This window comes from Ruegeria sp. CDSC051 (genome assembly GCF_059610665.1).
In genome coordinates this window covers 101712-116093 of sequence record NZ_JBXWOC010000010.1, presented here as the reverse complement: position 1 = coordinate 116093, position 14382 = coordinate 101712, and the positions used below count along the sequence as shown (strand labels likewise).

Below are 14382 nucleotides of genomic sequence, written 5' to 3'. Positions count from 1 at the left end.
GGTGTTTGGAGGCGCAGATGAGCGACAAGGACAACCGGTATCTTGAACGCGGGATCGAGGACACTCTGGTCACGGATTTCGCCGAAACCCACCGCAAGAGCTATGGCGATTTCCTGCAGCTCAAAACCCTACTGAATCTGCAAAAGACGTTTCAGGATCCCGCGCAACCAGATGAGATGCTGTTCATCATCATCCATCAGGTCAGCGAGCTGTGGCTGAAGCTGATGCATCACCAGCTGGTCGAAGTGCGCCGCTTTCTGCAAGAGGACGAATTTGGCCCGGCAATGAAGAATCTCGACCGGGTCAAAGCAATCCAGCGGCAGTTGATTTCCGCGTGGGAAACGCTTCTGACCATGACCCCCGCCGATTACATGACCTTTCGGCAAGCACTTGGCAGCTCCTCGGGATTTCAAAGCTATGGCTATCGTCAGATTGAATTCATTCTGGGCAACAAGGATGCCTCGACCCTGAAGGTTCATCAGCATGATCCCGAAGTCATGGAATTATTGGGGGCCGCACTGACCAAGCCTTCGCTTTACGACGAAGTGCTGCACATGCTGGCCCGGCAAGGGTTTGACGTGCCTGATGACCTGCTAAACCGTGACTTTGCACAGCCCTATTCCGGCGACCCGCGCGTGGTGAAAATCTGGGCTCAGGTGTTTCACAATACCGATCAGTATTGGGACCTCTATGCGCTGGCCGAAAAGCTGATGGATGTTGAATCCCTGTTCCAGCGCTGGCGGTTTGACCATGTCACCGCGGTCGAGCGAGTTATTGGCAACCAGCCAGGTACAGGCGGGTCTAGCGGTGTGTCGTTCCTGCGCAAAGCGCTGGACTTGCGGTTCTTTCACGATCTCTACGATGTGCGCACCGAATTGATGTATAGCGGGCAGGAGTAGGCGATGCTGTATCGTGGTTTCACTCAGACAGAGCTGGAGCAGGAGTATTCTCCCAGTTCGATGGTTGGCGGCGATCTGACACCCTATCTTGAGAGCTACGCCGCGCTGAGTGCGCAGAACCGCGCCCGGATGGAATGCCGGGAAAACCTGCCCTTCGGCGAAACATCTGAACAGGTGCTGGACTTCTTTCCTGCGTCGACGGCCAACGCTCCGCTGCATGTCTTTATTCACGGAGGTTACTGGCAGGCGCTCAGTCAGCGTGAGTCGGCGATGATGGCCCCTACACTGGTGGAAAACGGGCAAGCTTTTGCAACGCTGAACTATACGCTTGCACCAGTGGCCCGACTGGATCAGATGATCAAAGAGTGCCGCGATGCCCTGCTTTGGCTGGGATCACAGGCGACGGCCCTTGGGTTCGATCCGGCGCAGATCACCTTGTCGGGGCACAGCGCCGGGGCACATCTGGCGGCCATGATGATGGCGACTTCAGCCGATGCGCTAGCCCGCGCCGGCTTGCGGGTACGAGAGGTGATTCTGATTAGCGGCGTCTATGATCTTGAACCGATCAGCCTGACGCCGGTGAATGACCCGCTGCAACTGACCCCGGTCGAAATACACGATCTCTCACCCATTCTGCACCTGCCCGCCCCCGGTCCGCGTTACCATGTAACCGTCGCCGAGCGCGACACACCCGAATTCATTCGTCAAAGCCGGGACTATGCGGAATTGCTGCGTAAAGGCGGGCATTCTGTCAGTTTTGATCTGCAGAAAGGGATGCAGCATTTCGACATCATCATGCACGCAAGCACGTTCCTGCCGACTCCTCGGTAATCATAGGTGCTGGGCGATAGAATATTCTGACCTTTGCGTCATGCACTGCGCAAGTCGCCATATCCCTGCATTTGTGGCGGTACCGCAAGTGTCCGATTTGAGCCCCAATCTGTGAATTTGATTTTATTGCTGCGCGGGCATCATCTTGAACACGGCAGTGCGGCGTAAAGAGCGGCTATTGGTGCCGGGCGCAGCGAGGTTTTGTCAGGCAATTCGCGAGACGCGGACTTTGCTACCGTTAGCCATGGCGCAGAGTTGTGCGAGTTTGATGGTCGCGATGCGCAGAAACCAGACTTTGCAAACTTTGGCCGACGAGCCAATGCGGACAATCAAAACCTTTCTCGGATGTTGCGGTTGCGGCCCGCTTATCCACAACAGCAGTCACCTGACTGAATTGGCGGGCACGGGACAGTTGCGTAGGAACAAAAAACACAGCAATCGCCTTCTAACGGTTTCAAGACTGCCTTGCATGATTTGCATTCATAAAACCACTGGCACGAGTCAGTTGGCATTTTCTCGGTTTCAACGTGCCCACACCGAGGGCAGGTCAAAGTGCTATCCAGCACCACAGTTTGTTTTGTCATTGTCTCACATCTGCATGATTAGATAATCGTTGATTTGAGCCTCATTGAACACGATAACCCATGCCAACGCGGTAGTCGCCGTGTTTCCGACAAGCCACCATTTCAGATTTGCCAACGTCCCGTTTCGATGCGCTACGAACCACGAAACTGCGACCAGCACTGTTGAGATGGCGAGAACATAGTAGCTTGCTGCCGCTATTTTTCCGAATATCGCCAACCAACTGCCACCCAAGCCGAGCAACATCATGGCCATTGGAAGAACACAGCATGTCGCGACCCCCAGAGCGGAAACCGATCCCAGGTAGCTGAGGGTCAAATATTTTTTCATCTTTCGCTCCCTGGGTAGGCGATTTGATTGTGTTGAGGCACTAGCATTCAATGCGTATAACTCCTGTAGTAACTACAGGATCAAGTGGAGGCACTTCACATGATTGCGATAGGCGAGGCTTCCCGGCAATGCGGGGTCGGCATAGAAACTATCCGCTATTACGAACGCGAAGGTATCGTACCAAGACCCGCACGAGCTCTGAACAATCGTCGCCTCTATTCGGCAAGCGATGTTGGAAGACTTCGATTTTTGAAGAAGTGCCGTGACCTGGGGTTTCCTCTATCTGACGCAAAGGCGCTTTTGGAGCTGTCAGAAGGAAGTGCCGAAGACTGCCGATCAGTGAAAGAACTGGCCGAGGCACACATTGCCAGCGTTCAAAGCAAGATTAGTGAGCTCAGACGCCTAGAGTACGCCTTGAGTGAGCTTACGGCCAATTGTGATAGCGGAAACGTTCAATGCCCGATGCTGCAAAGACTGAGAACGATGGACGATATCTGACTCTGGCCACTGGACGGAAGCGCAGGATCTGAGATTTAGCCAGATCACGTCAGACCAAGGTCTGTGGTGCGATAACAGATTGTAGTTCATAGTCGATTTCACGATGAGAGCGAAAGTAACTGACCTGACGATTGGCAATTGGTCGCTGTCGCGAGTCTTTCTTGCGGCCAGCATTTTCGTGATGGGTACTGCTACCGCAATCGTCGGGGTCTGGGTGTCAAATCGAATCCAGAACGCAGTCGTGCAAAACTCCGCCAATTCCGCTGCGCTATATATGGAAAGCGTAGTATCCCCGCTCAGCCAGGAATTGGCACATGGCAACCATCTTTCTGAGCAGGCGAGCCTGGCGCTGGACGAGATTTTCATGACCCAGCCAATGCGTGACCGCATTGTCTCCTACAAATTCTGGAAGCAAGGCGGTGTGATTGTACATGCCTCTGATACAGACATCATTGGAAACCGTTTCAATCCAACGGATGACTTAAGGCGGGCGTGGAGCGGTGACATCTCCGGCTCTTTCAAAGAGCTTGATCATGCCGAGAGCGCCGCCGAGGCGGCTTTGGGGATACCACTACTTGAAGTTTACAGCCCCATCCGCGAACTTTGGTCCGGCGAAATCATCGCAGTTGCGGAGTTCTACGAAAGAGCTGATCAGCTTGAGTTAGACTTAGCCAAGGCCAGGCGAACAAGTTGGTTGGTCGTCGGTTCCGCATTTCTGGCAAGTACTATTGTTCTGTATTCCATTGTCGCAATTGGCGACAAAACTATTCGACGACAGGGGGCTCTTCTTAAACAGCGCCTGACAGAAAGTGAGAGGATGGCCGAGCAGAATGCCCGGCTGCGGTCGCGTGTAGTAGATGCGTCAGAAAGATATGCCACGCAAACAGATCGGTTCCTCAAAAATCTCGGCGCCGAGCTACATGATGGTCCTGCGCAATACCTGTCGCTCGCCGCCCTTAGACTGGAGGCGGCGTTTTCCAAAGAGTCCGAAAGTTCTAAAGAGGCAGAGGAAATTCAGCAGTCTTTGCAAAAATCTCTGGCTGAAATTCGTGCAATATCGCGAGGGCTTTCTGCGCCAGATATCGACAGCTTGTCACTCGTCGATGTTGTGAAGAGAGCCGTAGAGGATCACGTCGAACACAGCCCGTTGCGACCGGATATTTCACTTTTGGGTAGCCAGGCCCCAGAGTTGTCATTGTCCGACAAGCTGTGCGTTTTTCGGTTCCTTCAGGAGACGCTTTCCAATGCCGCGAGATATGCTCCAGCTTCCAAGTGCACCGTTATCTCTGAGGCGCAGAACGACCGCATAGTTATAAAGGTCAAAGACGACGGGCCTGGTTTTGACAGGTCAGAAGAAACCGCGTTGCGAGACGATGGTGGCCAGGGGCTTATGGGCTTGCGGGATCGGGTCGAGAGTATTGGCGGCAGGTTCGAAGTCGCATCGAGACCGGGTGAGGGCACCACCGTTTCTATGACACTCTTTCCCAGAAAGTTAGGCACATCATGACTACATCTGTCGTAATAGCTGATGATCACCCGATATTCAGGGATGGTTTGCAACGCACGCTGGATGAAGCTGATGGTTTTGAAGTTTTAGCTGCCGGGTCCAGCGCTGAAGATGCAGTATCGCTGGTCGTCATGCATCAGCCGGACATAGCCATTCTTGACCTCTCGATGCCCGGTGGCGGGATAAGCGCAACACGTAAAATTGCGGCAATGGCAAATCCGCCTTTCATTGCAATCTTGACGGTCTCAGAGAACAGCAGCGACGTCGCGGACGCGTTGGAGGCGGGCGCGATAGGGTACATCGTGAAGGGAGTAACCGCGAGCGAATTGACCGCTTCCTTAAGCAGCATCGCCGCAGGTGAAGGGTTCGTTTCTCCGGGCTTGGCCTCGCGGGTACTGCTTCAAATCAACGCTAACACCGGCACCTCTAAGAACAGCAGCATTCTCGATGACCTTACGCATCGTGAGGAAGAAATACTTCGACGTGTAGCCAAAGGACTGAGTAATCGTGAAATCGCTGACGAGTTAGACCTTCAGGAAAAGACCGTGAAGCACTACATGACGGCAATACTGTCCAAGCTTCACGCGCGAAACCGGGTAGAGGCCGCGCTCATTGCCCATGATGTTTGGAACAAGGGAGACTAACAGCGGTCTCTAGTACGAAGATGGCGGCCCCCTCTACAAGAAGCCACCAACGGGTTATCTACTGGAGTTGCAGCTCAGTTGGCAACCGACTGCAACCTTCGGCGATCGGAAGCCGTTGCGTTTCTCTCAACAACAGTCCGGTTGTACGGATCTTTCAGCTCGTAGCGCCCAAACTCGATCTCCTCTTTCCAACCATTGGCATAGTTCACTTCGATATTGTTGCCCTGGCGTTCAATTTTCGTAGGTCGACTTCCAGCAGTGCCGCCTTGCCCAGAAGAGAGCACGTTGTCGATTGAGATACCATTCGCCAAAGACCGAAGCCTTGAGACGTCAGCACCGGTCGCAGGGCGCTCCTCAACAGTTCGGTTCTGAGCATTCTTTCTCTCATACCGCCCGTTTTCGATCTCCTCCTTGGTTCCGTCGGCGTAACGCACTTCAATGCCGTTAGCGTTTGTTTCGACCTTTGTTACACCGGCCGAACCCAAGGGTTTACCACCTGCTTGAGACCGATCCTTCTTTCCGCTGCCCTTATTGGAGCGTTTGGAGTCGTCATCGTCGTCATCATCATCGTCGCGACCACCTTTGCCTGATCCCGAATTGTCGTCACGATCATCATCCCGGTCGTCGTCACGGTCATCATCTCTGTCGTCATCCCGATCATCATCGCGACCATCCCCGTCGCTTCCCCTGCCGCTCTTGGCAAAGGCATATGATGGTTCAAAATGTAGGCGACCATCGGCATCAAACGCTGGCACATAAGGTGTTGCCGCGATCAACGAAGCCAACGCCGCGGTACTAAGAAGTTGACCAAGCTTTCTTTGAATTTTCATTTTCGCCTCCAATTTTGAGCATCACGCTTCGTGACGTTGGAGGCAGGTTACTTCTGGTTCGGCTTCCCCACATCGGGCTTAGGTCTGACGAATTTCAAGCCGAACGTCTTAGTCAGATCAGTCAAACCAATAGAGTTTTTGCTGAGCCATGTGACCAGTTTAGCGGGAACTAACCCGGTCACCCTTCAGCTCGTCATCAGGTTCGAGGTGAATGACAAAGACAGAACCCGGATACAAACGATCCAATTCTTCCTTGATGTCATTGCATATATCATGCGCCGCGCTGACTGGCATTGTGCCGTCCACAACAAGATGAAACTCCACAAAGATGACGTTTGCGGATCTACGCCCTTTGAGGTCGTGGTACTCCAAGGCTGCGCCGAGATTTGCTTCGATTGCATTAGTAACGGTCTGCAAGTCATGATCCGAAAGGGTCACATCAATCAGTCCATCGACAGACGCCCGAATAACTTTCCAGCCCTCCCACAAGATGTTCAGTGCAACAAGAATTGCCGGGATCGGATCGAGGATCAGCCAGCCGGTGACAAGTGCAAGTATCAGACCTGCGATGACACCAACTGAGGTCATGACATCTGTGAAAATGTGCCGGGAGCTCGCCTCCAATGCAGGCGACCCCTCGCGACTGCCGATTTTGAGCAATAGGTAAGCCCATGCGCCATTCACGCCCGTTGCAACGACATTGACGGCGATTCCAAAAAGAGGCGCATCCTCAAGATGCGGGTTTGGGTGTGCCAGTACAGCTTCTCTGATGATCAAGAACGCCGCCAGAACAATCAATACGCCCTCGACGACAGCGGAAAGATACTCAGCTTTTTTGTGACTAAAGGGGTGGTTTTCATCAGGGGGTTTATTGGCAACCCGAACCGCAAAGTATGCCAGCAACGCCGCAACGACATTCACGGTAGATTCCATTGCGTCCGACAACAACGCCACCGAGCCTGTCAGCCACCTAGCCAACAGTTTCAGAGCCAGTACCGCAATGGATATTGGAATGGATTAAAGAGCGATTATTTGTGTCATTTGACCACAACGCTCAATCAATCATGAACAGAATCTCGGGATATTGCTGAGCTCCGACGTTCAAAACGTAAAACAGGTGGTTGGTGAAAAGGGAATTGGCCCTGCGGCTTCCTACCGGCGATCGACGACAGCATCTGGTCCCCCTGCATGGCGCCAAACGACTGTTACTCTGATGGAAGCACCGCCGACGAAACAGGAACCGCCTTGAGATAGGCGGCAATCGCCAAACGGTCCTCATCGGTGAGGCGAGATGTGTTCTCGATGACCTCCACCATCTCACCACCAGCGCTGTCATAGTCCGGTGTAAAGCCAGATTTGAGGTACTCGGAAATGTCGGCCTCGGACCAATCAAGCTGGTCTGAGGTAAGGCCCGGGACGCGACCCTTCCCGTTTGGATTTGGTGCACCTGTCAGCCAAAGGTCTCGTTTCAGACCACCTAAGCCATTTCGCGGCGTATGGCATTCGGCGCAGTGACCCAACGCCTCCACTAAATACCTGCCATGTCTTTGGTGGTCGGTCAAATCACCTTCGACTACCCAGCCTGGTGTCATGAACAACAGTTTCCATCCCCCCAATCCACGACGAACATTAAAAGGAAAACCGACTTCATGAGAAACGCTTTCGGCTTTGGACGCTGGCAGGGTTCTGAGGAATGCAAGGAGCGAAATAACGTCTTCGGCCGTAATGTTGGCGTAAGATGTATAGGGAAACGCTGGAAAATAGTGCTGCCCTTCGGGTCCGGTCCCATGGATCAAGGCATTGGCCAGATCCAGGGCAGACCAGGACCCAATACCAACTTCTGGGTCACTGGAAATGTTGGGGGCAATGAACGTGCCGAATTCCGTCTCAAACCGGCGACCACCGGAGAGCATGAGCTTGTCCTCACCAACCGCATCCGGCGCTGAATGACAAGATGCGCATCCTGAGGCGTGGAACACGATTTCGCCTCTGGTGAGATCCGGATGCAAACCGTCGAGTTTAGATTGATCCATTCTTTGTGGTCGGGTCAGCACCAAACCTGCCAACCCAACCAAGAGTGCAACGAAAGCGGTGAAAAGGAAAAACCGCTTCACAGCTATCTACCAATTAATCTTTTGGCGCTCTGTACGCTTTGTGACATGCCGAACAGCTTCCACCCAGATCGCCCATAGCCGCTTTCAGGGCATCAACATCTTGCCCTGCCGCAGCCTGCATCGCAACAGCGGCATCTGCCATAGCCTGCCCTTTCGCACCAACGTCAGCGAAGTTTTCCCAGATCGCAGGCAGCGCTCGGGTGGACGGATCGGATACATTGTCGGATCCTGCGGGCCACATCGCGGATTGGTCGATCTGCGTTAGTACAACAAGGTTGTTTGCAGCCCGTGTTGCGGCCTCGGCATCATAGTCCACCTCGCCTTTGGCCATGCCGCCAAGTGTACCAAGATTGAAGGAATAGAGCTGCATGATTGAGGTCCGAGCTTTCACAGCCGGATTTTCGCTTTCATGGGCGATGGCTGCGCCAATGGCCGCTACAGACAAAATGCCTGCCGCCAAAATTGAGAACTTCTTCATCATGATGTCTCTCCCTGTTCAATACTTCGAATGTTAGCTTGAACGAATTTACTTGTAATTGTTTGTTATTCGCCGCCTCCTGTTAATTTATGAACAACGATAATTGGGATGACATTCGATATGTGCTTGCCGTTGATAGATACGGTTCGCTGAACTCGGCGGCGGAAGCTTTGGGGGTAACGCATGCGACAGTCCTGCGCAGAGTGGTTGCCTTTGAACAGAGAAGTGGCTGTGCGATTTTTCGGAAGAGCCCTTCTGGATATTCCGCGCTGCCTGAGGCCAGAACAATTCTCACGGCTATGGAAAACGTTGAAGATGCGGTGCTTTCAGTAGAGAGAGCAATCGTAGGCGCGAACCGCTCTCCTGTTGGTCACGTTCGCATCACGTCCACTGACAGTCTTTGCCAGATGGTATTGCCTCAAATTTTGAATGAAATTTCCAAAGAGTACCCAGGGTTGGAACTGACTTTGTTGAGTAGCAACAGCCACCGTGATCTATCCCGGCTGACTGCGGATATCGCTGTGCGCCCATCGATTAAACTTGAGGACGGCCTGGTCGGAGAACAATCAGGTACATTGTCGTTTGGGGTCTATGATGATGGTTCCCCAAATCGTAAATGGATGAGGCTTGACGGCGCGTTGAGCCGCTCTCGGCCTGCCAAGTGGCTAGCAGAAAACGCGAAAACCGAACAAACTACCAACGGAGCAGACAGTTTTTTGGTGCTTCAGCAGATGGCCGCTTCCGGAGCGGGCAAGACATTTTTACCAGAATTCATCGGCGATGCTGACCCCCGCCTTCATAGATCGCACGGCATGAATCCCCAAATCGAAGTTCCGCTCTGGGTCGCAACACTAGAGGAAATCGCGCAGACACCAAGGTTTGCTCTCGTGCAACGGGCCTTGGTTGAACGTATAGCCAAAGCTCTAGCCAACTGAAATCACCCAAAAACAGTTGTAAGCAGTCGCATTATTTGCAGAGCAGCATTACGAGTTCAGTGTTTCAAAGGCCGACATTCCGATGCAAGGCATTCAGCGCAATAGCGGCTTTAGGCTGACTACGGACATTGCCGCGGTCAAGTCGGAAAGCTGCTTTGTCCAGCATCTGAGGCAATTGATCACAGCACGGTGGTGGAGTACGTCTGTCAGACCGGGCGTTCGCAATACTCGCGGCGAAAGTTTCGTGCGAACCCCATTTTGGGTTTGCCGCAATGGTGACGAAAGTCGGCCATAACGTCTGTGCCGACCAATATTCCGTCAAGATATGTTTCGAAGGCTGAACTGTCATGTTCTCTAATCCCTGTGCGCTAATCGTGGACCCAAGCAATGCATACGGCTAGCATCGGAGATCACACAGCAAGAAGGGAGAATCACATGTCGAAGTTCACCAACAGAACAGCTGTCCATGGGGTTGCTGCACTCGTAATCTGCTGTTTCGCGGCAATCGTTCAGGCACAATCGGCAGGCGATGAGATGTCGTTCTTCATCACTAGTGTAGGCAAAGGAGACGGTGCCAATCTAGGCGGCCTCGACGGCGCCGATGCTCATTGTAATGCACTTGCTTCTGCGGTCGGTTCTTCCAAAACTTTTTCGGCCTATCTGAGCACGTCAATGTCCATTGATCGCAGCACCGACCCGATGACAATAACCAACGGTATTTCGGCACGCGACCGAATCGGGGCGGGTCCATGGTACAATGCCAAGGGAGAACTCATCGCCAACAATGTAGAAGACCTACACAGCGACAGCGTGAACATTAGTATTCTGACCGCACTCGATGAAAACGGTAACCCTGTAAATGGGCGTGGTAGTCAGCCGAACAAACATGACATTTTGACCGGCTCCGATTCTGCCGGACATTTCTCGACGGCAGGTGGCGATACGACATGCAGCAACTGGACTTCGAATAGTGAAGACGGGTCCGCGATTGTCGGACATCATGACCGTGTGGGTCTCAATGATGCGCGAAACATGGTGTCTTGGAACTCGTCGCACGGCTCGCGTGGTTGTGGAGAAGAACATCTGCCACGTTCTGGCGGGGCGGGTCTGTTTTATTGCTTCTCAACGGACTGATCAGACAGCGCTGGTGCGTGTGCCACCCGCATTGCCGCTAGTATTCACCATGTCAATTTTTCGGGGTGCATTCTGGAAGCGCTCGTTGTCGCCATCGTAAGCAATGAGCGCTGTTTCATGCGTCCAGATTGTCCAATCTGGATGCACCGAAAGCTCCGTTCGAAATTCGGACTATGACCTTGCCTTGAATGGCCGGTTTGACGAAATAAGTTGCACCGCAGCGATGCGCGTGCAGCAGCTGCTCACCGATGCTGCGTCAGCAATAGCAGCGGTTGCATAAGGCTGCTTTGACCGCATAGCCGACACCAACCTAGATTTACTTTGCCTCTTGAACCAAGGCTACCCGGTGCGACTTGATGATTAACTTCAAACAAACTCGCGCATAAAGTCAAAGGCTCACGTCAGCTCTCCAAAAGAAAAACAGCGGCCCGTTAGAGCCGCTGTTTTCCGAATTTCAGTTCTGTCCGGATCAATCCAGTGTCCGGGTGACCTCTTCGCGCTCGAAGATTTCGATGACGTCTCCGGCGCGGATATCGTCATAGTTCTCGAATGCCATACCGCATTCCTGACCCGACTGAACCTCGGCCACTTCGTCTTTGAAGCGCTTCAGCGTCTTCAGCGTGCCTTCGTGGATCACCACGTTGTCGCGCAGCAGGCGGACACCTGCGGAACGACGCGCCACGCCTTCTGTAACCAGACAGCCAGCAACCTTGCCAACGCCTGTAACCTTGAAGACTTCGCGGATCTCGGCATAACCGATGAACTTTTCGCGGATCTCGGCGCTCAACAGGCCTGATGCGGCGGCTTTCACGTCGTCGACCAGATCGTAGATCACCGAGTAGTAGCGGATTTCCACGCCCTTTTGGTTCGCGGTGTTCCGGGCTGAAGCATTGGCACGCACGTTGAAGCCCAGGATCGGGGCGCCGGACGCTTCGGCCAGGCCGACATCCGTTTCGGTGATCGCACCAACGCCCGAGTGCAGCACGCGCACGCGTACTTCGTCGTTGCCGATCTTTTCCATCGCCTGAACGATGGCTTCGGCAGAACCTTGCACGTCCGCTTTCATCAGAATTGGCAGCTCGGTGACGTTTTCGTCTTCCTTGGCCTTTTGCATCAGCTGTTCAAGGGTGGTTGCGGCACCGGCGGCGGCGCGTTTGTCCTTGGCGGCCTGTTCACGGTAGGCGGCGATTTCACGCGCCTGCGCTTCGGTCTCGGTGACGTTCAGAACGTCCCCGGCCTCGGGTGTGCCGTTCAGACCCAGAACCTCAACCGGAACCGAGGGGCCAGCTTCTTTGACCCGTTCGCCCTTGTCGTTGATCAGCGCACGGACTTTACCGTATTGCTCACCCACAACAAAGATATCGCCCTGACGCAATGTACCGGTTTGAACCAGAACGGTAGCAACAGGTCCACGGCCCACATCCAACTGCGCCTCGATCACGGCACCCTGGGCGGCGCGATTCGGGTTGGCTTTCAGCTCAAGAATTTCGGATTGCAACGCGATGGCTTCCAGCAGCTCATCCAGACCCTGACCGGTGATGGCGGACACTTCGACGTCCTGAACCTCACCCGACATTTTCTCAACGATGACTTCGTGCTGCAGCAGATCGGTGCGAACCTTGTCCGGGTTCGCATCCGGCTTGTCGACCTTGTTGATCGCAACGATCATCGGGACACCCGCCGCTTTGGCGTGGTTGATCGCCTCGATCGTCTGCGGCATCACCGCGTCATCCGCAGCAACAACCAGAACCACGATATCCGTGACCTGTGCCCCGCGCGAACGCATCGAGGTAAAGGCCGCGTGGCCCGGCGTATCCAGGAAAGACAGCGTTGTGCCGCCATCGGTTTTCACCTGATAAGCGCCAATATGCTGGGTAATACCCCCGGCCTCACCCGCCACAACGCGAGCGTCGCGGATCGCGTCCAGCAACGAGGTCTTACCGTGGTCAACGTGACCCATGATGGTAATGACCGGCGGGCGCGACTGCAGATCGCCTTCGCTGTCTTCGATCTCTTTGATGACGTCCTCGACGTCAGAGGCCGAGACGCGCGTGACCTTGTGGCCAAATTCTTCGATGATCAGTTCCGCAGTATCAGCGTCAATGGTCTGGTTCTGCGTGACCATCATGCCCATGTTCATCAGCGATTTGACAACGTCCGCTACACGCTCGGCCATACGGTTGGCCAGCTCGGACACGACAATCGCCTCGGGCAGCTGTACGTCACGGATAACCTTTTCCCGCTCGACCGCGCCGCCCATGGCTTTCTGACGCGCGCGCTCTTGCTTACGCTTCATGGCTGCCATCGAACGCTGGCGGTTGCCTTCACCACCGGTCGCCTGACCCAGAGTCAGCTTGCCTGAACGGCGGTTATCGTCACGGCCCTTGGTGCGCGTGCCGCGCTGTTCACGCTCGCGATCCTGCTTGCGTGGCGTTGCTGCGGGCGCAGGCTTGCTGGCCGGGCTGCGGGCGGCTTTTGGCTCTTCAGGAGTCGGGGTCGCCGCGACACGCTTAGCGGCATCTTCAGCCTCTTTGCGCTTGCGTTCTTCCTCTTCGGCCTTGGCGCGCGCGCGTTCTTCGGCCTCGCGCTGTTCGCGCTCTTTGGCCTCTAGTTCCGCACGGCGACGGGCACGCTCTTCCTCGCGCGCTTTTTCAGCGGCCTGACGCTCGGCGGCCTCTTCGACCTCACGCGCCTTGGCAGCCTGCAGCGCCTTCATCCGGCGCGCCATTTCCACGTCGGAAATCCCGGCTGGACGACGCGACGGATCACCTGATGGCGTAGCTCCACCACCGGTTTTGGCCGCACCCGGCTTGGGGACCACCACGCGTTTGCGTTTGGTTTCCACCACGACATTCTTGGTACGTCCGTGGCTGAAACTTTGTTTCACATTTCCGGGGCGCGCCCCGCCACGAAGACCCAATGTCTTTTTGCCGTCACTATCGCTCATAAAGCTTCTTACCCTTCCGCGCGGCCCTTGCCGCCGTCATCCGTTTCGCGCAAGCCATGCAGGCGCTGCGCTTCCTCTACAACACGTTTGGCGAGTCCGCCAGAGGCCAAGGCCGCATGAATCACGGTTTGGCGCCCAAATGCCGCCCCAAGTTCGTCTGCGGTCAACCAGCCGATGTATTTCCCAAAGTGCGGCGTGCTGAGTTTCGACTTGCCACGCCCCGATCCATCAGAAGCCTGAAGCAATACCTGGGCCTCTTCCCGGTCCAGCATTGCCTTGACCTTTTCATAGCCAGCAACCGCATCACCGGACTTGCGCGCGAGGCTCAAAAGCTCGATCACGCGCCGCGCAATCTGCTTTTCAACCTCATCGGCCAGATCCTTTGACACAGTGACCTGCGCCTTGAACCCCCGCGCGAACAATTTCTTGCCGATGGCTTTGTCCAACGCGCTGCGGTCGGCCGAGACATAAACACCGCGCCCCGGCAGTTTTGCCGCGACATCAGGAAAGACCTGACCGTCTGGCCCGACCACAAAGCGGATCAGCCCATATCTAGGCTGAACCTCGCCAGTGGCAATGCACTTGCGTTCGGGTCCGTCAGACCGATCCTTATGGACGCCACCGCGACCCATGTGCGCCACCCGAAGCCTGCG

15 protein-coding genes are annotated in these 14382 nt (G+C 54.8%); 7 read left to right on the top strand and 8 right to left on the bottom strand.

The window, feature by feature from the left end:
* The first annotated feature begins 17 nt into the window (after positions 1-17).
* Positions 18-899 (top strand): tryptophan 2,3-dioxygenase, encoded by an 882-nt coding sequence (locus tag AC2FH0_RS18910; protein WP_496790089.1) that lies wholly within the window; start codon positions 18-20, stop codon positions 897-899.
* A 3-nt stretch (positions 900-902) separates the two neighbouring features.
* Positions 903-1730 carry an alpha/beta hydrolase gene (locus AC2FH0_RS18905; RefSeq protein WP_496790088.1) on the top strand — a complete coding sequence of 276 codons (828 nt, stop codon included), beginning with the start codon at positions 903-905 and terminating at the stop codon, positions 1728-1730.
* 365 nt (positions 1731-2095) lie between these two features.
* Here the strand turns inward: AC2FH0_RS18905 and AC2FH0_RS18900 are convergent, their stop codons facing one another.
* Positions 2096-2314, bottom strand: coding sequence for a GDCCVxC domain-containing (seleno)protein (locus AC2FH0_RS18900; protein WP_496690570.1), 219 nt, complete (start codon positions 2312-2314; stop codon positions 2096-2098).
* A 4-nt stretch (positions 2315-2318) separates the two neighbouring features.
* A complete protein-coding gene (locus AC2FH0_RS18895; protein WP_496692734.1) occupies positions 2319-2642 on the bottom strand; it encodes a hypothetical protein in 324 nt (107 codons plus the stop codon).
* A gap of 99 nt (positions 2643-2741) precedes the next feature.
* Between AC2FH0_RS18895 and AC2FH0_RS18890 the strand changes: the two genes are divergently transcribed.
* The 3 genes from AC2FH0_RS18890 (at position 2742) to AC2FH0_RS18880 (ending at position 5291) form a co-directional block, all read left to right on the top strand.
* Positions 2742-3140: a MerR family transcriptional regulator gene (locus AC2FH0_RS18890; RefSeq protein WP_271950120.1), complete on the top strand. Its 399-nt coding sequence runs from the start codon at positions 2742-2744 to the stop codon at positions 3138-3140.
* Between the two features lie 103 nt (positions 3141-3243).
* Entirely contained in the window at positions 3244-4647 is a 1404-nt protein-coding gene (locus AC2FH0_RS18885) for a sensor histidine kinase (RefSeq protein ID WP_142635991.1), read from the top strand.
* Positions 4644-5291, top strand: coding sequence for a response regulator (locus tag AC2FH0_RS18880; RefSeq protein ID WP_496707496.1), 648 nt, complete (start codon positions 4644-4646; stop codon positions 5289-5291). The genes AC2FH0_RS18885 and AC2FH0_RS18880 overlap by 4 nt, the downstream gene beginning before the upstream one ends.
* 74 nt (positions 5292-5365) lie before the next feature.
* Here the strand turns inward: AC2FH0_RS18880 and AC2FH0_RS18875 are convergent, their stop codons facing one another.
* The 4 genes from AC2FH0_RS18875 to AC2FH0_RS18860 form a co-directional block, all read right to left on the bottom strand.
* A complete protein-coding gene (locus AC2FH0_RS18875) occupies positions 5366-6121 on the bottom strand; it encodes a hypothetical protein (RefSeq protein ID WP_496709747.1) in 756 nt (251 codons plus the stop codon).
* 159 nt (positions 6122-6280) lie between these two features.
* Positions 6281-7108: a cation diffusion facilitator family transporter gene (locus AC2FH0_RS18870; RefSeq protein ID WP_496790092.1), complete on the bottom strand. Its 828-nt coding sequence runs from the start codon at positions 7106-7108 to the stop codon at positions 6281-6283.
* Positions 7109-7326: 218 nt separating this feature from the next.
* Positions 7327-8235 (bottom strand): c-type cytochrome, encoded by a 909-nt coding sequence (locus tag AC2FH0_RS18865; protein ID WP_496790086.1) that lies wholly within the window; start codon positions 8233-8235, stop codon positions 7327-7329.
* Between the two features lie 13 nt (positions 8236-8248).
* On the bottom strand, positions 8249-8716 hold the full coding sequence (locus AC2FH0_RS18860; RefSeq protein ID WP_496692729.1) for a c-type cytochrome: 468 nt from the start codon (positions 8714-8716) through the stop codon (positions 8249-8251).
* An 86-nt stretch (positions 8717-8802) separates the two neighbouring features.
* Between AC2FH0_RS18860 and AC2FH0_RS18855 the strand changes: the two genes are divergently transcribed.
* On the top strand, positions 8803-9648 hold the full coding sequence (locus AC2FH0_RS18855) for a LysR family transcriptional regulator (RefSeq protein ID WP_496790084.1): 846 nt from the start codon (positions 8803-8805) through the stop codon (positions 9646-9648).
* 435 nt (positions 9649-10083) lie between these two features.
* On the top strand, positions 10084-10782 hold the full coding sequence (locus AC2FH0_RS18850; RefSeq protein ID WP_281973611.1) for a hypothetical protein: 699 nt from the start codon (positions 10084-10086) through the stop codon (positions 10780-10782).
* Between the two features lie 469 nt (positions 10783-11251).
* Here the strand turns inward: AC2FH0_RS18850 and infB are convergent, their stop codons facing one another.
* Together infB and AC2FH0_RS18840 are read right to left on the bottom strand one after the other, a co-directional pair.
* Positions 11252-13729 (bottom strand): translation initiation factor IF-2, encoded by a 2478-nt coding sequence (gene infB / locus AC2FH0_RS18845; RefSeq protein WP_496692727.1) that lies wholly within the window; start codon positions 13727-13729, stop codon positions 11252-11254.
* Between the two features lie 8 nt (positions 13730-13737).
* Positions 13738-14361, bottom strand: a complete 624-nt coding sequence (locus tag AC2FH0_RS18840) for an RNA-binding protein (RefSeq protein ID WP_496703106.1) — start codon at positions 14359-14361, stop codon at positions 13738-13740.
* Positions 14362-14382: the final 21 nt, after the last annotated feature.

Bases quoted from the DNA above. Each gene is read 5' to 3' on its own strand.
- AC2FH0_RS18910 (WP_496790089.1), top strand. From the start codon at position 18: ATGAGCGACAAGGACAACCGGTATCTTGAACGCGGGATCGAGGACACT.
- AC2FH0_RS18905 (WP_496790088.1), top strand. From the start codon at position 903: ATGCTGTATCGTGGTTTCACTCAGACAGAGCTGGAGCAGGAGTATTCT.
- AC2FH0_RS18900 (WP_496690570.1), bottom strand. From the start codon at position 2,314: ATGACAAAACAAACTGTGGTGCTGGATAGCACTTTGACCTGCCCTCGG.
- AC2FH0_RS18895 (WP_496692734.1), bottom strand. From the start codon at position 2,642: ATGAAAAAATATTTGACCCTCAGCTACCTGGGATCGGTTTCCGCTCTG.
- AC2FH0_RS18890 (WP_271950120.1), top strand. From the start codon at position 2,742: ATGATTGCGATAGGCGAGGCTTCCCGGCAATGCGGGGTCGGCATAGAA.
- AC2FH0_RS18885 (WP_142635991.1), top strand. From the start codon at position 3,244: ATGAGAGCGAAAGTAACTGACCTGACGATTGGCAATTGGTCGCTGTCG.
- AC2FH0_RS18880 (WP_496707496.1), top strand. From the start codon at position 4,644: ATGACTACATCTGTCGTAATAGCTGATGATCACCCGATATTCAGGGAT.
- AC2FH0_RS18875 (WP_496709747.1), bottom strand. From the start codon at position 6,121: ATGAAAATTCAAAGAAAGCTTGGTCAACTTCTTAGTACCGCGGCGTTG.
- AC2FH0_RS18860 (WP_496692729.1), bottom strand. From the start codon at position 8,716: ATGATGAAGAAGTTCTCAATTTTGGCGGCAGGCATTTTGTCTGTAGCG.
- AC2FH0_RS18855 (WP_496790084.1), top strand. From the start codon at position 8,803: ATGAACAACGATAATTGGGATGACATTCGATATGTGCTTGCCGTTGAT.
- AC2FH0_RS18850 (WP_281973611.1), top strand. From the start codon at position 10,084: ATGTCGAAGTTCACCAACAGAACAGCTGTCCATGGGGTTGCTGCACTC.
- infB (WP_496692727.1), bottom strand. From the start codon at position 13,729: ATGAGCGATAGTGACGGCAAAAAGACATTGGGTCTTCGTGGCGGGGCG.
- AC2FH0_RS18840 (WP_496703106.1), bottom strand. From the start codon at position 14,361: ATGGGTCGCGGTGGCGTCCATAAGGATCGGTCTGACGGACCCGAACGC.